17 protein-coding genes are annotated in these 18,478 nt (G+C 63.1%); 8 read left to right on the top strand and 9 right to left on the bottom strand.

The annotated features are described in order from the left end of the window. Positions 1 to 478: 478 nt before the first annotated feature. The 5 genes from FPZ08_RS09310 to greA form a co-directional block, all read right to left on the bottom strand. Positions 479 to 997 (bottom strand): hypothetical protein, encoded by a 519-nt coding sequence (locus FPZ08_RS09310; RefSeq protein WP_146289715.1) that lies wholly within the window; start codon positions 995 to 997, stop codon positions 479 to 481. Positions 998 to 1,064: 67 nt separating this feature from the next. Further along, positions 1,065 to 1,769 (bottom strand): HAD family hydrolase, encoded by a 705-nt coding sequence (locus FPZ08_RS09305; RefSeq protein WP_146289714.1) that lies wholly within the window; start codon positions 1,767 to 1,769, stop codon positions 1,065 to 1,067. A 236-nt stretch (positions 1,770 to 2,005) separates the two neighbouring features. Beyond that, positions 2,006 to 2,899, bottom strand: a complete 894-nt coding sequence (locus FPZ08_RS09300) for a LysR family transcriptional regulator (protein WP_146289713.1) — start codon at positions 2,897 to 2,899, stop codon at positions 2,006 to 2,008. Positions 2,900 to 2,929: 30 nt separating this feature from the next. After that, positions 2,930 to 3,880 carry a thioredoxin-disulfide reductase gene (gene trxB, locus FPZ08_RS09295; RefSeq protein WP_146289712.1) on the bottom strand — a complete coding sequence of 317 codons (951 nt, stop codon included), beginning with the start codon at positions 3,878 to 3,880 and terminating at the stop codon, positions 2,930 to 2,932. 157 nt (positions 3,881 to 4,037) lie between these two features. Then, positions 4,038 to 4,511, bottom strand: coding sequence for a transcription elongation factor GreA (gene greA / locus FPZ08_RS09290; RefSeq protein WP_146289711.1), 474 nt, complete (start codon positions 4,509 to 4,511; stop codon positions 4,038 to 4,040). Between the two features lie 280 nt (positions 4,512 to 4,791). Between greA and FPZ08_RS09285 the strand changes: the two genes are divergently transcribed. The 4 genes from FPZ08_RS09285 to FPZ08_RS09270 all read left to right on the top strand — a co-directional run bounded on the left by FPZ08_RS09285 (position 4,792) and on the right by FPZ08_RS09270 (position 9,932). After that, the gene (locus FPZ08_RS09285; RefSeq protein ID WP_146289710.1) at positions 4,792 to 5,919 is read left to right on the top strand and encodes a PQQ-dependent sugar dehydrogenase; all 1,128 of its coding nucleotides are present in this window, start codon (positions 4,792 to 4,794) and stop codon (positions 5,917 to 5,919) included. Between the two features lie 93 nt (positions 5,920 to 6,012). Further along, positions 6,013 to 7,605, top strand: coding sequence for a GGDEF domain-containing protein (locus FPZ08_RS09280; RefSeq protein WP_146289709.1), 1,593 nt, complete (start codon positions 6,013 to 6,015; stop codon positions 7,603 to 7,605). A gap of 96 nt (positions 7,606 to 7,701) precedes the next feature. Further along, positions 7,702 to 8,661 carry a HupA family protein gene (locus FPZ08_RS09275; protein WP_146289708.1) on the top strand — a complete coding sequence of 320 codons (960 nt, stop codon included), beginning with the start codon at positions 7,702 to 7,704 and terminating at the stop codon, positions 8,659 to 8,661. Beyond that, positions 8,658 to 9,932, top strand: coding sequence for a surface lipoprotein assembly modifier (locus FPZ08_RS09270; protein WP_146289707.1), 1,275 nt, complete (start codon positions 8,658 to 8,660; stop codon positions 9,930 to 9,932). The genes FPZ08_RS09275 and FPZ08_RS09270 overlap by 4 nt, the downstream gene beginning before the upstream one ends. On the opposite strand, the gene FPZ08_RS09265 is transcribed toward FPZ08_RS09270, so the two are convergent. After that, a complete protein-coding gene (locus FPZ08_RS09265; RefSeq protein WP_146289706.1) occupies positions 9,929 to 10,768 on the bottom strand; it encodes an AraC family transcriptional regulator in 840 nt (279 codons plus the stop codon). The genes FPZ08_RS09270 and FPZ08_RS09265 overlap by 4 nt on opposite strands. 159 nt (positions 10,769 to 10,927) lie before the next feature. Between FPZ08_RS09265 and ettA the strand changes: the two genes are divergently transcribed. After that, a complete protein-coding gene (gene ettA, locus FPZ08_RS09260; protein ID WP_146289705.1) occupies positions 10,928 to 12,583 on the top strand; it encodes an energy-dependent translational throttle protein EttA in 1,656 nt (551 codons plus the stop codon). Positions 12,584 to 12,661: 78 nt separating this feature from the next. Here the strand turns inward: ettA and FPZ08_RS09255 are convergent, their stop codons facing one another. After that, positions 12,662 to 13,642: a DUF2971 domain-containing protein gene (locus tag FPZ08_RS09255; protein WP_146289704.1), complete on the bottom strand. Its 981-nt coding sequence runs from the start codon at positions 13,640 to 13,642 to the stop codon at positions 12,662 to 12,664. Between the two features lie 372 nt (positions 13,643 to 14,014). Beyond that, a complete protein-coding gene (locus tag FPZ08_RS09245) occupies positions 14,015 to 14,782 on the bottom strand; it encodes a DpnI domain-containing protein (RefSeq protein WP_146289702.1) in 768 nt (255 codons plus the stop codon). 651 nt (positions 14,783 to 15,433) lie between these two features. Here FPZ08_RS09245 and FPZ08_RS09240 point away from each other — a divergent pair. Further along, positions 15,434 to 15,775 (top strand): hypothetical protein, encoded by a 342-nt coding sequence (locus FPZ08_RS09240; RefSeq protein ID WP_146289701.1) that lies wholly within the window; start codon positions 15,434 to 15,436, stop codon positions 15,773 to 15,775. A 43-nt stretch (positions 15,776 to 15,818) separates the two neighbouring features. Further along, positions 15,819 to 16,655, top strand: coding sequence for an alpha/beta fold hydrolase (locus FPZ08_RS09235; protein WP_186767278.1), 837 nt, complete (start codon positions 15,819 to 15,821; stop codon positions 16,653 to 16,655). Between the two features lie 191 nt (positions 16,656 to 16,846). On the opposite strand, the gene FPZ08_RS09230 is transcribed toward FPZ08_RS09235, so the two are convergent. After that, on the bottom strand, positions 16,847 to 17,296 hold the full coding sequence (locus FPZ08_RS09230; RefSeq protein WP_146289699.1) for a host attachment protein: 450 nt from the start codon (positions 17,294 to 17,296) through the stop codon (positions 16,847 to 16,849). Positions 17,297 to 17,491: 195 nt separating this feature from the next. On the opposite strand from FPZ08_RS09230, the gene rarD reads away from it, so the two are divergent. Then, positions 17,492 to 18,445, top strand: coding sequence for an EamA family transporter RarD (rarD, locus tag FPZ08_RS09225; RefSeq protein ID WP_186767277.1), 954 nt, complete (start codon positions 17,492 to 17,494; stop codon positions 18,443 to 18,445). Positions 18,446 to 18,478: the final 33 nt, after the last annotated feature.

The following is an 18,478-nucleotide window of genomic DNA, read 5'->3' as shown; positions in this document are numbered from 1 at the left end:
TAGGGCCGAAGCCAAATCGAAAGTGGGGCAGAGAGCAAGGGAGGAGGATATGCGCTCTGCCGTTGAACCTGGATCGAGGGAGGAGGATACGATCCCGGTTCGGTGTCGCGATACGGGGTCCGAGGGAGGAGGATACGGAGCGCGTCTCAGCGACAATGACAATATGAACTCTATCGGATCGGTAGACAATACGATGACGAACATGTCAGCCATGCAATTTCGCGTAGGCTGGATAAAAATGTGGCCCCGCTCGAGGGGAGAGCGGAGCCACATAAGTTGCAGGAACGAATTCCCGCAAGGAGGGAACGCAGCAGGGCGCAAGGGAGGAGGAGAAGCGCCCGCTGTGCTGTGGGGCATATAGGCCGCGAGCTTCTGCTCAACAATCGGGCAGGTGACATGGAAGCCATGCGCCTCGCGCATGCGATTTCGAATAATCATGCCGAATCAAGGGGAACCGCAGAGAGAAGGGCGCCGGGTATTATTCGGCGGAAGCCTCAAGGGCGCCGTAGAGGAATTCGCGCGTGGTCGTGCCGTCGCCCAGATTTATGTCGTAAAGGCGCCAGATGTAGGGAGGGCCATTCTCGGGATAGTTGGGCAGGAGCATCAGGGTGTCCGAGTAATTGGCCTCGGGATAATCGGAGAATGTGTAGTTGATCACGACATAGGCCACCAGGTCCCGTATCGAGGCGTCCCCGACCGTGCAGCCATCGGCATAGTCGGGAAAGCTGCTCCAGCGCACGCCGTCGCCCATAGGCGGTTTGTCGCCTGGATGACGATCCAGGTATGCATTGCTGCTGGCAAAGGCATCTTCGATGAGCGCGGCGAGGTCGTCGTTCATCACGCCGCTTACGGGCGACATGTCGTTGCCGAGGCGGCCGATGCAGAAAATCTGGCCGATCTGCTCGGGCGTGATGGTGGCCATCTCGGCCTGTGCCCGGGCGGGCAGGATGGAGAGAAGGATAAGCGGAAGGATGCCGATCGCAGCGACGTAACGCATGTGTTGCTCCCCCAAGACTTATGGCGCCGCTGCTAGCGTGTCCGCCTGAATTGGCGATGAACGTAGCTTAGCGCGACCCGTCGAACTGCGCGATGGCGTCGGCCAGTTCGCCGAGATGGGCGATGCGGGCATAGCGCGGCTGGCCTTCGGGTTCCTCGGCATGTTCATAGGACCAGGTCAGGTCATGCGGCACATAGACGGCGTAGCTACCGGCTTCGAGCGATGGTAGCACGTCGGAGCGCAGCGAATTGCCGACCATGACCGTGTGGTCGGGGCCATCGGTATGGCGCTCGAAGATGCGGGCATAGGTGGCCGCAGTTTTGTCGGCGACGATTTCAATGGCGGCGAAATAATCGGCCAGGCCCGAGGCGGCCAGCTTGCGCTCCTGGTCGAACACATCGCCCTTGGTGACCAGGATCAGCCGATGGGTCTGCTGCAACTGGTCGAGCGCCTGGTCGACATAGGGCAGGGTTTCGATGGGATAGCTCAGCAATTCGCGACCGGCCGCCAGCACTTCGGCGATGACGGTGCCGGGGACGCGGTGGTCGGTGACGTCGAGCGCGGTTTCCACCATGGACAGGGCAAAGCCCTTCATGCCGAAGCCATAGAAGCTCAGGTTCTTGGTGACCGAGGCGATCAGGCGCTCATTGAGGTCGGTGGCATCGGTATAGGGCTTAAGCAGGTCGGCGAAGCGCTGCTCGGTGAGGCGGAAGAACTGTTCGTTCTGCCAGAGGGTATCGTCGGCATCGAGGGCGATGGTGGTGATGGGCATGGGGGCCTCGCGGAGAGGTTGGCTGTGGAAGGCTGTGTGCGCTGGCGTTACCACATCCGCGATGTCATCCCGGCCTTGAGCCGGGATCCATCTCGAGATTTCTTCGCGGCCGCAAGATGGTGGTTCAGACCGCGATCTGGCGGTGTGCGGCCCGATCTCAAAATAGGCCCCGGCTCAAGGCCGGGGTGACCCGGTGGTTGTGGAGCGTGAGGCGCAAATTGGCACCAGCCGACGGGTCAGAAGCTCCACTCTCTTGCCTTGGCCACGAGGAAGTCGCGGAAGACGCCGACGCGCTTGGAGTTCTTGAGGGCCGGGGGGTAGACGAAGAAGCCTTCATAGGCCGGCAGCTCGACTTCGGGCAGCACCTGGACCAGGCCGTCTTCCTTTTCGGTGACATAGTCGGGCAGCATGGCGATGCCGATGCCGGCGCGGCAGGCCTGCATCATGCCATAGATGGCGTTGACCTTGAGCGCGGCGCGGCGCGGGCTGGAATCGGTGCGGCCCATGCGTTCGAGATAGTTGATATCGCCGAGATAGGACGGCACCGGCTCGCCGAAGCTGATGATGCGGTGATCATCGAGCTGTTCGGCGCTGGTGGGCATGCCGAACTCGTCGATATAGGCGTTGGACGCGTAGAAGTGGTTGTGGACGGTGAACAGCTTGCGCTGGATCATCTCGGACTGGTTGGGCCGGTGCAGGCGGATGGCCACGTCGGCCTCGCGCATGGCCAGGTCCAGCTCGGCGTCGTTGAGGCGGATTTCGAGCTGGATCAGCGGATAGAGCTTCAAAAATTCATCGAGGCGCGAGCTGAGCCAGGTCGAGCCGATACCCACCGTGGTGGTGACGATGAGCGGGCCGGTGGGGACGTCCTGGCTCTCGGACATCTGGGTTTCAACCTGCTGGAGCTCCCAATGCATGCGGTGGGCAGTGCGGAACAGTTGCTCACCCACTTCGGTCAGCACCAGGCCGCGCGCATGGCGGATGAAGAGCTTGAGGCCCAGATCGTCTTCGAGGGCGGAAATCTGCCGGGATACGGCCGACTGGCTCATGCCGAGCTTTTCGGCGGCATGGGTGAAACTGCCCGACTCGGCGGCGGTGTGGAAAATCCGGAGTTTGTCCCAGTCGAGCATTTCTTATGACGCTTTCCAGTTGGTCGGCTGTTACTCCGCCGCCTCGGCGAGTTCGTGTTCGGCGAGGTATCGTTCCGCTTCGAGGGCCGCCATGCAACCCATGCCTGCGGCCGTGATTGCCTGGCGGTAAACGTCGTCGGTCACATCGCCCGCCGCGAAGACGCCGGGGATGTTGGTTTCTGTCGTGCCCGGCTTCACCTGGAGGTACCCGCCCGGCTTCATGTCGAGTTTGCCGGCGAAGATGGACGTGGCGGGCGCGTGGCCGATGGCGATGAAGATGCCGTCGATCGGCTGCTCATAGGTGCGATTGCTGGCAATGTCGCGCAGGGTGACCGTGTTGACCGAAGGCGGCATGGGCGAGCCGCCGACCTCGACGATCTCGGTATTCCAGCGCACTTCGATCTTGGGGTTCTTGAACAGACGCTCCTGCAGGATGCGTTCGGCGCGGAACTCGTTGCGGCGGTGCACCAGAATCACCTTGGAGGCGAAATTGGTCAGGAACAGGGCTTCCTCGACCGCGGTATTGCCGCCGCCGACCACCAGCACTTCCTTGTTGCGATAGAAGAAGCCATCGCAGGTGGCGCAGGCGGACACGCCGAAACCCTGGAATTTCTGCTCGCTGGGCAGGCCCAGCCACTTGGCCTGGGCGCCGGTGGCGATGATGACGCTGTCGGCCGTGTAGACCACGCCGCTATCGCTGGTCAGGGTGAAGGGACGCTTGTCGAAATCGACGCTGACGATGATGTCGCTGACGATGCGCGTGCCGACATGCTCGGCCTGCGCCTTCATCTGGTCCATGAGCCAGGGGCCCTGGATGACATCGGCAAAGCCGGGATAGTTTTCGACATCGGTGGTGATGGTCAGCTGGCCACCCGGCTGCAGGCCCTGGATCATCACGGGTTCCAGCATGGCGCGCGCCGCATAGATGGCGGCGGTGTAACCGGCCGGGCCGGAACCGATGATGATGACTTTCGCGTGCATCGCGACGCTCTCCGACAAATGCGAATACTCCCTCTGCCCCTAAGTTAAGGGCCGAAGGAGTATTCTTTCAAGGCAAACCATTCCTCCGGCAGCCACGTGCCTGTGGAACAGACGGAAATGTCACACCCGAGGCAGGCAAATGCCCACCAATTGGGCATCAGACATACTTGATCTTGATGATTTCGTAGCTGCGGGCACCACCGGGTGCGGCAACCTCGAACGAATCGCCCTCGGACTTGCCGATCATGGCGCGGGCGATGGGCGAGGAAATCGAGATGCGGCCGGCCGAGGCATCGGCCTCGGGATCGCCGACGACCTGATAGGTCTTTTCTTCCTCGGTGTCCTCGTCGAGATAGGTCACGGTGGCGCCGAACTTGACCGACGTGCCGCTGAGCTTGCTGACATCGATGATGTCGGCCAGCGCCAGGATGGTCTCGAGTTCCTTGATGCGGCCCTCGTTGAGGCTCTGCTGTTCCTTGGCAGCCGAATATTCGGCATTTTCGGACAGGTCCCCATGCGCACGCGCTTCGGCGATCGCGTCGATGATGCGACGGCGCTCATTGGCAGTGCGATGCTCAAACTCGGCGGTGAGCGCCTTGTGGCCACCCACCGTCATCGGAATCTTGTCCATTCGTAGCCTCCTCGGCACGACAGAGCCGCGATGCGGCTCCAAGTCTTTGATGTCATAGCATTTTTGCGGACAAGCGGTTTCCCGCTTCTCCGCGCGATGCTCTCATAGCCTTCTTCCCAGCCAAAATCCCGTTCGGCGTGCGCTTCACGATTAGTTTTGAGGGGAGATGGGCTCAAATTGCCCGCCTGCCGCGTTTCGGTCAAGCGGGTGTCGGCATGAAGATGGTCATGTTCACATGCGGGTTCAAGTTTTTACTCCCGATCGCGTCGAAAGGCCTCAGATGTTTCGCTTTGCCATAACCTCCGCCGCGCTGCTGGCGCTTGTTCCCACTGCTGCGGCACAGACCGTCGAGTCGAGTGCCGGCAATCTCACTGCTACGGTCATTGCCGAGGGGCTGGACCATCCCTGGGCGCTCGGCTTCCTGCCCGATGGACGCATGCTGGTGACCGAGCGCAGCGGGCAGTTGCGGGTGATCGATGACGGCGTGGTGGGCGAGCCGATTGCCGGCCTGCCGGAAGTCTATAACCAGGGGCAGGGCGGGTTGCTCGACCTGGCGCTGGCGCCTGATTTCGAGACCAGCGGGCAGATCTATCTCACCTTCTCCGAGCGCGCGCAGGATGCCGGATTGCAGCGTGGGCAGGGGACGGCTTTGCTGTCGGCCCGGCTGGTGCTGGAAGGCGATAGCGGGCGGCTGGAGGACAGCACGGTCATCTTCCGCATGAACAATTTCACCACCACCAACCGGCATTTCGGGTCGCGTGTGGTGATCGGGCAGGACGGCAACCTGTTCGTGACTTTGGGCGAGCGCGGCGACCAGGACCGGGCGCAGGACATGATGGACCTGGCCGGGGCCATCGTGCGGATTGCGCCTGACGGTTCGGTGCCGGATGACAATCCGAAACCGGAGGGCTGGGCGCCCGAATTGTGGAGCAAGGGCCATCGCAATCCGCAGGGCGCGACTTTGCGTGACGATGGCGTGTTGTTCACGGTGGAGCATGGCGCACGCGGCGGGGACGAGGTGAACATGCCCCGGGCCGGCGGCAATTACGGCTGGCCGGTCATCACCTATGGGGTCGATTATTCCGGCGTGCCGATCGGGGAGGGCACCGAGAAGGAAGGTCTGGAGCAGCCGCTGCATTACTGGGACCCGTCGATTTCGCCGTCCGGGCTCGATTTCTACGAGGGCGACCTGTTGCCGGACTGGCAGGGTGACCTGCTCGCGGGTGGGCTCAGCGGGCAATTGCTGGTGCGGCTCGATGTGGAGGGCGACGCAATCGTCGGCGAGGAGAGGCTGTTTGCCGGCCAGTTGGGCCGTATCCGCGATGTGCGGGTGGGGCCGGATGGGGCGATTTATCTGCTGACCGATGCGGACAATGGCAGGCTGATCCGGGTGGCGCCGGAGGGCTGATCCGTCGAGTCAAACAATTGCAACGACTGGACTTTGCTGAATCTTTACGGGATCGCGCTCCAATAAGGCGTCCTTATCGAGTGCTTTGCTGACGTGTCCGACCAGTCGCCGACGCCTTTTGCCGAACAGCTTGCCGCGTGCTGGCGCATGGGCCGTACCGGGCGTTCGGCCGAGGCTTTGGCGGAGTCGCGCCGGCTCTATGGGCTGGTGCAGGATGCGGAAGACGGGCCGGGCATGGCTGAATGCCTGACGCAGATCGCCTGGTTCTGCCTGCAACTGGGGCTGGCCGACGAGGGCATAGACTGCGCGGTGGCGGCCAAGGAGTTGTGGAGCCAGCATGGCCGCACCCATGGCCATGCCAATGCCTCGGCCATCTATAGCTGGCTCCTGGTGGAAATGGGGCTGGTCGACGAGGGCTTTGCCGAGGCGGAGACGGCGATGCGGCTGGCCGAGATGCAGCCCGACCAGGGCATGCTGGCCTTTGCCATGAATGCCAAGGCCATTGCGCTGATGTATTGCCGGCAGGACCAGTTGGCCGTGCCGCTGCTGGAGCGGTGCCTGGAACTGGTGGCGGGGTTCGACCTGCCTTCGGAGCGGTCGCTCTATCTCACCAACCTGGCCTATTCGCAGGTTTCCATGGCCGAGGCGGCGGAAAGCCGGGGCGACATGGCGGAAGGGCGCCGCCTGCGCGAGCTCGCCATCGTCAACAATGACCGCGCCATCGTGGCGGCGGACGGGTGTGGCGATAGCTGGTCATTGCGCACGGCTTTGTGTAACGGGGCCGAATATCATGTGCTGACGGGCAATATTGCCCTGGCCCGGACCTATCTGGCGCGCTGGGAGGCGGTGGCCGGGGCGGTGGGGCTGCGCGAGCGCATCCATTACATCTATACCAGCGCCGAATTGCTGACCCATGCCGGCCAGTTGGCCGAAGCGCTGGCACTGAGCGAGGAAGCGGTGGCGCTGGCGGCGGATAATGCCAATGCCGACCACAAGGCCAATACGATCAGGCGACTGGCCGAAGTGCATGAGGCACTGGGCAATTTCGAGCAGGCGCTCGGCCTCTACAAGCAGTTCCACATCGCCTACCAGCGGCAGATGGGCGACGTAACGCGGCGGCGGGCGCAACTGGTGGAAATGCAGTTGCAGACCCGTAAATTGCAGGCGAGGGCGGCAGTGTTCGAGGAACAGGCCGGGCAGGATGCACTGACCGGACTGCCGAACCGGCGGCGGTTCGATGCGGCCATCGAGGCGTTGCGCGGCAGCCGCTTCTGCCTGGGCATTCTCGATCTCGACCACTTCAAGGCGGTCAATGACAGCTATTCCCACCTGGTTGGGGATGCGGTGTTGCGGCGCGCCGCCGAGCTGCTGAACGGGCTGGGCTGGGGCATGCGGGCCTTCCGGCTGGGCGGCGAGGAATTTGCGCTGCTGTTCCCCGATCTCGATATCGAGCCGGCGGCGGCGGTGGCCGAAGCGGTGCGCGAGGCGTTTTCGCGAGCCAACTGGTCCGATCTGGGACCGGGACTGCGCGTTACCGCCAGTATCGGTCTCGCCGCAGCGGGGCGGGGCATGGAGCAGGCCGAAATCATGGCCATTGCCGACCGCCGGCTCTATCGGGCCAAGGCGCAGGGGCGGGATCGTCTGGTCGCCAGCGACGCGCTGGAAGAGCTCGACCTGCTGGCCTGATCCGCAGTGCCCGCATTTTGCGCGCGGAATGAGAAGTACGGATAAGACGAGCCTCACACCCCTCCCTAGTCTGCCCCAACTGATTTGGGGGATAGCATGACTTACTGGGGTAAGGGCTCGCATGTGCTGATGGCTGCGGCCGGGTTTCTTCTGGTTGCCGTGCCTGTGCAGGCGCAGAGTACGTTCAGCGGCATCAAGGACGTGCTGGCCAGCAAGCCGCCGGAATCGATGATCAAGGAAGACATGGCGCAACTGCTGTCCACGGTCCTTGGTCTGCCGCCTCCGCCGGCCTCTCCCCCCACACCGGCACCAGGTGCCAGTCCCGCGCCCAGCCTCTATGGAGCGGGCGGCAATCTGAACCCCACCACTCTGAGGCTTTCCATCCAGAAAATCCTGGCGGACTTGCAGGCCAGCCAGGCGCAGCATCTCGCCAGCATCGCCGCTGCGGTCAAGCTGGCCGAGGCGGCCAAGGGCAAGTTCGACCGCGAGACGATAAAACCGCTTCCTGTTGTCACGGACTTCAATGAAACCAAGGTGCCGGGTTTCGCACTCACCGAGGCGCTGCAGCCGCACCCCGCCAACAAGGGTGCGGCGACCCTGCAAGCATGGCTGAAAGATTTCACGGTTGGCAACCCAGCCTATCGGGCCGGCATTCGGCCGGTCTGGGGTGATGTGCTGCCCACGGTGTTGAGCGGCTATTATACGGGCTCGGCCGTTGCGGTGATGCCTGGCGGCGCAGCTTCGACGGGCGACCTGACGCTGGTGGTGGATTTCAATACGCGGGACGTGTCGGGCGCGATGAATTTCAGTTCGGCCAATCCCGATCTCGCGGGCGATATCGAATTCGGCGGCACGGCGCAGATCGGCGGCAGCAATCATGCCATGGCCGGTGACATCTGGTATTCGGGCGCCTTTGGCGGCGTCATCGAAGACGGCAAGTGGTCGGGCGGCTTTTATGGATCGATGGCGGACATTGTCAGTGGCGACTGGCGGGCCACGGTCGATGGCGGGCCGAATGCGGGCCTGGTGCATGGCAAATTCGGAGGCCAGCAATGAGGGCGCGTCACGTCGCGCTGGGGGCAGTGCTGGCCGCGTCCCTGCTGACGGCCGCACCGGCCTGGGCCAATCTCACCGCTGCGACCGAGGCGGAAGCTGCGGTGCTGGCGCGGGCGGATACGCTGCTGGAATTGCGGGAATGGCAGCGTGCCTGCACCCTGCTCGAATCGTCGTTCGGGGCATCGCCCGCCAATCTGCAGGCGGTGGCCAGGCTCGGCGAATGCCGCACCGGGCTGGGGCAGTATGGCCGCGCCATGGCCGATTACCGGCGTATCCTGCAGCAGGTTGACGCGCCGATCATCGTGGCGCGGTTGCTGGTGCTCGAAGCGGCCGCAAGCAGTGGCGTCATCGTGGTCGAGCAGGTGCCCGAGACCCTGCCGCCGGCCATGCTGAGCGGCGAGGCGAGCCTGGGCGTGCTGTTCGACAGCAATGCCAATGCCGGCACCTCGGCCACTTCCGTCCAGGCGATGCTGGGGGCGTTTCCGATCCTGCTCAACCTGAACCCGGCCAGCCAGGGCCAGCCCGACAATGCCATAACACTGGGCCTGTCGACCAGCTACCTGCAGCCGCTCAGTGCACAATTCGCGCTGGTGCTGCGCGCCGATGTCGGCGCCAATCTCTATACGGTGGATGCCAGCCATTCCCGGCAATTCGCGCGCGGCACGGCGGGGGTGATTTTCCGCGAGGGACCGTTCAGCGCCAATCTGCAGGGCGATTTCGGCGTCAACTGGCGCAATGGCGCGGTGGACCAGACATCGGCCGGGCTCGGCGCCCGCGCCAGCCTGGCGGTGACGCCGGAGTTATCCTTCGGCGTCAGCGGCTTTATCGGTCGCTTCGACCTGCCAGCCGACGCTAATCGCAACAGCGTGCTGCGCAGTGCGACAGCGGGGGTGCAGTATGAGCTGATGCCCGGCCTGTCGGCCAATCTCGACTATGTCGTCAGCCGGTCGGAGGCGGGCAGCCCGCTCTATTCCTACTGGTCGCACGCGCCGCGCCTGGGTGTTTCGGCGGTGCTGGCACCCCAGATCGACCTCGATCTCAGCTATGCCTATGAGATGGCAGCCTATGACGACAGCCTCGCCATGTTCCCGCAGGGGCGTGAGGACAGGACGCACCAATTGGGGGCCATGCTGACGTTCGATCTGTCCGATGCGGTGGCGCAGGGCATGTCGGCCAGCCTCGGCTACACCTATCGCCAAACCGATTCCAGCATCGACCTGCATGATGTCGAGCGCCATGCGGTGACCGCGGCGGTGCGCTACGCGTTCTAAAGAATGGGTGCGATGATGGTGCACTCGGCCATGTCGGGGTCCAGTCGGCCGGGTGTTTCGGTGTAGATTTCGAGCACGTAATTGGCGGCGAAAGTGTGCCGGCTGGCGCTGATCCATTCGTCCAGCAGGAAGGCATAGGTATTGGCGACACAGAGGCCGGTGCGCTCGTCATGGCCATAGCCGCCCCGGTGCCGAACCGTCGCAGCCATGCCGGGATGGGTGGTGATCGGCAGCAGGTCGTCGGGCAGGGCGGATGTGTCGGCATCATCGCCCAGCAGGATGCAGCAGTCGTAGCGCACCCTGTCGGGCGGGGTGAAGCGGAGGTCGTCGCGCAATATGCCGACAAAGGTCGCCGTATCGCGGAGCGCGGGCGGCAGGCCGGCGAGGAAATGCTGCCAGTGGTGCGGCGCATTCTGCGTGGGGCCGATATAGCGGCGCCCCCAGCAGGTGAAGCCATCGAGTTCGACCACGCGCACCCGCCGCTCATGGATGCCGGAGCTGTCCTTGTCGGGCCAGCGCTCGCGGTCCTGCCGGAAGGAGCCGGGCGATACGCCATAGCGCCGCCCGAAGGCCTGGGTGAAGCTGGGCTGGCTGTCATAGCCCACTTCCACGGCAGCGGCGCCGACCGATTGCTGGGTCCAGCGCAGGCGCGCCGCCGCCATGTCGAGCCGGATGCGCCGCAGATAGTCCGACGGCGCCTCGCCCGTACCGGCCATGAACAGGCGGTTGAATTGCGCGCGGGACAGGCCGACCGCGCCGGCAATGTCATCCAGGGCGATGCGCTCGCCCACCTGTTCCTCGATCAGGCGGATGGCTTGGTGGATGCGTTTGTCCATCTTCAATCCCGGAATTGCGCGTCGCCCCTGTGGCGCACTGGAAGAAACAGGATGCAAGCGCCCATCATGCGCGAGGGGCAGTTGCCCCCGGCACGGCCTTGGCCTACATACGGCCAACCTTAAACACTTCAGCGCCTACGCAAAGGGGTGACGACGCCTATGGCTCGCCAGTTCATCTACCACATGCACGGAATGTCCAAAGCCTATGCCGGCGGCAAGAAGGTGTTGGACAACATTCATCTCAGCTTCTACCCCGACGCCAAGATCGGCGTGCTGGGCCCCAATGGCTCGGGCAAGTCGACCCTGCTCAAGATCATGGCCGGCATCGACACCGAGTTCCAGGGCGAAGCCTGGGCCGACAAGGGCGCCAAGGTGGGCTATCTGGCGCAGGAGCCCGAGCTCGACCCGGCGCTGAACGTGCTCGGCAACGTCATGACCGGCGTCAAGGAAAAGAAGGCCATCGTCGATCGTTATAACGAGCTGATGATGGACTATTCCGACGAGACGGCCGATGAAGCGACCGCGCTGCAGGACAAGATCGACGCGGAAAACCTGTGGGATCTCGAATCACAGGTGGAAGTGGCCATGGAAGCCCTGGGCTGCCCGCCCGGCGATGCCGATGTCACCAAGCTGTCGGGTGGTGAGCGCCGCCGCGTGGCCCTGTGCGCGCTGCTGCTCAGCAAACCGGACCTGCTGCTGCTGGACGAGCCGACCAACCATCTCGACGCCGAAACCACGGCGTGGCTGGAACGCCACCTGCGCGAATTCGAAGGCGCGGTGCTGATCATCACCCACGACCGCTACTTCCTCGACAATGTCACCGGCTGGATTCTCGAGCTCGACCGTGGCCGCGGCGTTGCCTATGAGGGCAATTACTCCGCCTATCTCGGCGCCAAGGCCAAGCGCTTCGCGCAGGAAAAGAGCGAAGACGCGGCCCGCGCCAAGGTGCTGGAACGCGAACGCGAATGGATGGGCCAGAGCCCCCAGGCCCGCCAGTCCAAGTCCAAGGCCCGTATCAAGGCCTATGACGACCTGGTCAAGCTCAACGAAGCCCGCACCATGTCGTCCACGGCACAGATCATCATCCCGGCCGGCGAGCGGCTGGGCCACAATGTCATCGACATTGACGGGCTCAGCAAGTCGTTCGGCGATCGCCTGCTGATCGACAACCTGACCTTCAAGCTGCCGCCGGGCGGCATTGTCGGCATTATCGGGCCGAACGGCGCTGGCAAGACCACTTTGTTCAAGATGCTGACGGGCCAGGAAAAGCCCGATGCCGGCACGGTGACCGTGGCCGAGAATGTGCATCTGGGTTACGTCGACCAGAGCCGCGACAGCCTCAACCCCAACAAGACCGTCTGGGAAGAAATCTCGGAAGGCGACGAAGTGCTGATGCTGGGCAAGCGCGAGGTCAATTCGCGCGCCTATACGTCCAGCTTCAACTTCAAGGGCGGCGACCAGCAGCAGAAGGTGGGCAATCTCTCCGGCGGGCAGCGCAACCGCGTGCACCTGGCCAAGATGCTCAAATCAGGCGCCAACGTGCTGCTGCTCGACGAGCCCACCAACGACCTCGACACCGAAACCCTCGCCGCGCTCGAAGAAGCGCTGGAGGAATTCGCCGGCTGCGCCGTGATCATCAGCCACGACCGCATGTTCCTCGACCGGTTGGCGACGCATATGCTGGCGTTTGAAGGCGACAGCCATGTGGAGTGGTTCGAGGGGAACTTCGCGGACTACGAGCAGGACAAGATCCGCCGGCTGGGCGCGGATGCCGTGAACCCGAAGCGGGCGACGTATAAGCCGCTGACGCGGTAGTCGATCTGGGACGCCCCGGGGTAGCTCCCGAGGGCGTTCGCCTAGCAAATGACTCGCTTACTGATTATCAGTCCGCCTTCAGTAGTTCCGGTACGGGATCGTCGAACCTTGGACGCGCTGGGCCAAGATTGGGCGATTCAGCAACTCAAGCATGCGCTGCGCTGATCGTACCGCGATCGCTGACGATGCTGAGGGACCGAGAATGATAGAATGCACCAGCCTCTCAAGTGAAATGTCTTGGCCGCCAAAAGCAGCATTGGGAGCAACGGGCAGCTTGAGCTTGGGTTCAATGCCTCGCGCGCCGTTATGGTAGCCTAGGAATTGCTTTAGACCACCGTCCGGGTCACGTTCTGGTAGGTAGGCCAGCCTCCACTCCCTTTCTTCGCTAAAGCCATGATGCTTCGTAAAAAGCGCGAATTGGCGAAGTCGGGCGAAAAGGCCCCATGCCGAGCCAGCTACTTCGTCGGACCCTTCAATTCTCTGCTGCGCAATAATCCCCGCAAACTCCCCGGCGATCTTGTCGAACCAGCCGTAGCGATCATCGGTACTGGCGTACCTAACCTTGGCGATGATCAGGGGCGAAGTCGGAGTCTCAAGGACGCCGCGCGGATCGAATACCACAGCAACCCCCTTTCCGGAGTCTCCATAGCCTCGCCACATCGACAGCAACCCGTCCTCGTCTGTTCGAGAGTGTTCACACAGACACAAAATGTAAGTGTCGAAGGCGTGATTGGAGTCGAAGTTTTGATACGCGGCGTTCAGTTGCCTCTCAAAGTGTTCGGCATCGGCTGGGCTCGCGAAGGAATCTCTAATTATTTGGCTAGCGAGAAAGGTCCGTAGACCTTCATTGATGCCAAAGCGAACCTCCTCGATATCGTTCATAAGGAGTGGATTGCCAAACCAAATTTGATTGTATTTGGCGATCTGTTCCAGCACAAATGTTGTAGTGTAATGCGCCAGCAATGGTGGATCGCTAAAGAAATCGCTATGGTCCTCTCCTTCAGAAAGGTCGTTGTATAGCGCCGACATAAGGTTCCAAGCGTCGGCAAATGACCGCATCGAAGATTACCCCCATCCCTGTTCATCTTGGCATCACGCGAAGTTGGCTGCACTGGTCGCCGGTGTGCCATAGACTCAGCCGGCGCCGCCTTCATGTCAGTTCGCCATCAACAATGAGCTTGGCGGCTAGCTCGCGTGAGCTAAACTCGGCGATTTGTGTGTATCGGGGCCGGTCGCTGGCGTGCGCGGGCGATCTCAGGACTGCAAAGATCGACTTTCGTTCGGCGATGACCTCCGTAAGGTCCTCACTCGCAAGTGGCGACCAATGCCGCGACCCACACTCTGGACACTCGTCGTCGCAACAGCAAGACCATTCATCTTCCCAGTCCGTGCCGCAGTCGCCGCAGTGATAGTGGTTGCGATACCAGGCCATCAGGTCCTCCGTGCGAGTCGATGCTGACCGCGACCAGTGAACTCCAGGAAGCCGTTGTCGCGCAAGACTTGGAGTTGCTGGCGTATCTTGGGGCGGACATTGTTGTTTTCGGGGTAGAGCGCACTCAGGTGCTGTTCGAAGGCGTAGACGTCGTCGAGGCTGAACTTGCTACGACGCTCGACCGCTTTCATCACCTCGATGAGCCAGCCGCGCGCGGCTCCGCCGGTTTCGCGTAAAAATAGTGTCTGCCGCGATTTTGCCAGAACGTCGTCCTTCGGCTCGGCCATGCCATCGCGAAACACGAAGATGCGGCCGGCTTCGGGCACCCTGCCGAGCAGGATGTTCGAGCCGACCCAGCCCGCGCGGCGGGCATTTGGCCCCAGCGGCTTGCGCTTCTCGATGATGTCAGGCGTGAAGAAGTGCTTCGGCACGATGCAGACATTGCGCACTGCATCTGCGGTCGCGTCATAGCCGAGCAGCAGCAAGTTTGGGTTAGTTGCAGACTGTAGTCGCTCGATCTTGGTGAAGTAGGCGCCATCGGCAACGCGTGCACCGATCGCCTTCTTGGTCGACTTGACCTCGAACTGATCCTGGCAGCTTGGGCAGAAAAAGTCGGCTACCGGGCTGTTGTTCGGGAACTGGCTGAGCCGGGGCGCCCCGCAATTGATGCAGTACATCCAGTCGGCCACCCAGCGCTCGGTTTTCACGCGGGCGGACTGTGAGCCACTGATGTAGGTGGATGAGAATTCTTCGAAAGCTGATTTCAAGTGCGGTCATCCGGGGCGATGGCCGAGCTTGGCGCGGTTCGGCAGGTCGTGCAAGCGACAGGGCACCAGGCTTTCACCACCGCCGTGTCATTCCGGCGCAGGCCGGAATCCATCCTGTGGTGACTGGACCCCGCAGTGAACGTGGAAAGACCTCAGGATGGGTCCCGGCCTCCGCCGGGATGACCTCGGGGACGTGGCACGATGCGTAGGCAATCGCGGAGGGTGTCGACTGAGGGGCCACGTATCCATCTTATCCCCGCCCCCAAAATCTCGCGTATCCTTCCCGCATCACTCCATACGGCGGCCTGCAGGCGAACGGTGGTGGGGTGGGTCGGGTGGGGGTTTTGCCTCTCCCACAGGTTCGAGCCCGGGCGGAAGCGTGTGCGCGACTCCCCGTGCTGTTCCAAAAACCGGCACCCCGGGGCGATTGTCGTCTCATTTTTAATTTCCTACGGGGCGGCAATCGCTTCGGGGTCCGCCTTCGCTGCCGGCTTTGACATGCGACATGACAACCCGCGTCACAGGCGGGCGCCTTGGCATGCCCGCTTGTTCTTCGTTCACCTGTGCGCGCAAAAATCCGCGACACCCCCGCAATCCCGCGCTAAGAGTGAACCACGGTACTGCACTGGCTGATTGCTCTGGGGGCAAGACTTGAAACGGATGATTTGGGCGGCCGCGGTCGTGGTCGCTGCGACGTGTGGGATGGTGACGCTGGCGGCGGGGGCGCCGGGGCAGTGTACGGTTAGCGGATATGACACGTTCGATTGCGATGTGGCGCTGGATGGCGGCGGGCTGACATTTGCCCTGCCTGATGGCAAGACCTTTGCCTTCACGCTGGTGGAGGAGGGCGTCGGTACGGCGTTTCTGATCGAGGCCGATGCGGGGCCGGGGCAGGTGCCCGAGGAGATGCGCGGTTTCAGCGCCGTTGACGGCAAGCCGGGCTGCTGGGCGCGGGGTGACGATTTCGAATTCTGCGTGCTGGTCGCGCAATAGGCGGCGCCCGCTGGGTGCGACGCCATCGATACGGAGAATACGGGTGATTGGCGAGGCGTTTTCGGTCGCGGTTGGCGGGGCCGTCCTGGCGGGAAGCCAGGTGGGCGAGGGCCTGCCGGTGGTGTTCCTGCATGCCGGGGTCTGCGACAAGCGCATGTGGCAGAGCCAGATGGAAATGGTGGTCGGCGAAGGCTGGCAGGCCATTGCCTATGACCGGCGCGGTTATGGCGAGACCGACAGTGCCGACGAAGCATTCAGCCATGTCGATGACCTCGAGGCGGTGCTGGCGGCGCTCGATATTCATGCGGCGGTGTTCGTCGGCTGTTCGATGGGCGGCGGGCTGGCGGTGGATTTCGCGCTACGCCATCCCGGCAGGGTGATCGGGCTGGTGCTGATCGGTACGTCTGTCACCGGGGCGCCGTGGAGCGCGACGCAGGCCGAGCAGCAGATCGAGGCGGCCGAGGAAGATGCCTGGGAGCGGGGCGATCGCGACATGCTCAACCTTGTGCAGGCGCATGAATGGCTCGACGGCCCGCGGGCGCAGAGCGGGCGGGTCGGCGGCGCGGTGCGTGCGCTGTTTCTCGACATGAATGCCTTGGCGCTCGGCAAGCCTGACCTGACGCAGGAGGAGCGGCCGCCATTGGCCTGGCCGCGTGTGAGCGAGGTCGGCGCGCCCACGCTGCTGCTGGTGGGCGATGAGGATTTCACCGCGCTGATCGACCGGCATGAGCATCTGTCCGAGGAAATGCCCAATGCCTTTGCCGCCGTGCTGGAGGGCGTGGCGCATATTCCCAGCATCGAGCGGCCCGAACTGGTCAATTCCATGCTGCTGGAATTTCTCGATGCTATCGAGGGCGGCGATGACGAGGATGATGAGTAGGAAGAATACCCCCTCCTAGCCTCCCCCTGAAAAGGGGGAGGAATTCGGCCGGTGGGGAGGCGAGATAGAGCTCTAAATTGGCGCTGTATCCCCTTCACAAACTGATTCAAGACATTGAGAAGCCGATTCAACGTGTTGGAAAATTGAATCGGCTTTTGTGTTCAATGCATTGATTTTGCTGCTCTTTCTCGTCAGGCTGCGATGATGCCGTCCAGGTGCTGGTCGAGTTGAGCCGTGGGGGTGTTGGTCAGGTCCTTGTTCAGTTCGGCGACGATGGCTTTCTTGACGGCAGGCGTCAGGGCCTTGCGGATATTGCCGAGCGCGATGGGGGAGGCGGCGATGACGAGGCGATCGAAGGCGCCGCTCTGCTGCCGGCGGTCCAGGGTGGCGGCCACCGATTTCACGAATTCGCTTTCGCGGTGTTCTACCGGGTCGGTGCGGGGCTCCATGGCGCTGCGGCCGCTGCCGGCCGAGGAGTGACCGCGGCCGGGGCGGTCGGTCACGATCTCCTGCGCCGAGAGCGGTTCGATGGCCCAGTCGAGACCATCCACCTGCTTGAGCCCTTTGCCCGGACCGGTGTTTTCGAGGACGCGCGCTTGCGCGCCGTCGGCGATCAAAACCCAGGTGACGGTCTTTTTCATGATGTGCTCCTGCTGGTGTTGGTCGTGATGGAAAGCGCGTTGCGCGCTTGAGGCCAAACGCCCCGGCACGAAAAAGGTTGGCCTTGCCCATCAGCTTTGCAAGATGGGCCGATCACAAACTCTGATTGGCAGCCAGGGCGTGGCGCTGGTATCACCTTGGCTTCAGCCATCCCGTCCGGGATGCGGAGTTTTTCGATGTCCCTGCCCGAATCCGCCCCGGAGGCTATCGCGCCGGCCGAGGCCTCTCCCCCGTCCCAGGCGGCGGCAAATGACGGCCGCAACGGCGTGCTGGCGGCCCTGGCCGCCTATACGCTGTGGGGCTTCCTGCCGCTGCTGTTCCGCGAGGTCGAAGCGGCCGGCTCGGTGCTGATCGTGGCCGAGCGCACGGTGTGGTCGCTGGTGCTGCTGGCGGGCATTCTGGCCTTTTCCGGCGGTTTCGGCGAGGTTCGCGCGCTGTTTGCCGACAGGAAGCGCGCGCTTGGCACGCTGCTTTCCGCCGTTTTGCTCGCGGGAAACTGGCTGCTTTACGTTTGGGCGGTGGAAACCGGGCAGGTGCTGGAAGCCAGTTTCGGCTATTTCATCAATCCGCTGGTCAATGTGCTGATGGGCATGATCCTGCTCGGCGAGCGGCAGAACCGGCTGCAGACCATTTCCATCCTGATCGCCGCCGTGGCCATCGGCATCCAGGCGATCGGGCTGGGCAATATCCCGTTCATCGCGCTGGGGCTGGCGCTGTCCTTCGGCTTCTACGGCTATTTCCGCAAGACGGCGCATCTCGGGCCGGCCACAGGCCTGTTCGCCGAAACGGCCATGCTGGTACCGGTGGCGCTGGGCTTCATCATCTATACCTTCATCGCGACCGGCCCCGGCGTCCATGCCGATCCCTATCTCATGACCATGCTGGTGCTGACCGGGCCGGCCACGGCCATTCCACTGCTGCTGTTCGCCTTTGCGGTGCGTCGGCTGCGGCTCACCACGATCGGCATGTTCCAGTATATCGCGCCCTCGATCCAGTTCCTGGTGGCGATCTTCCTGTTCGGCGAACACCTCAACGCGCTGCGGCTGCTGAGTTTCGCGCTGATCTGGGTGTCGCTGATGGTGTTCAGCTATGACAGTTTCCGCCGCCGGGCGCGGGTGGCGGCGGCCTGATATAGTCTGCGGTGTCGTCTCTACTGTAGTTTC

It is taken from the genome of Devosia ginsengisoli (genome assembly GCF_007859655.1).
GTDB classification, from domain to species: Bacteria; Pseudomonadota; Alphaproteobacteria; order Rhizobiales; family Devosiaceae; genus Devosia; species Devosia ginsengisoli.
The sequence above is the reverse complement of the archived record's forward strand: the minus strand, read 5'-3'. Positions and strand labels throughout refer to the sequence as shown.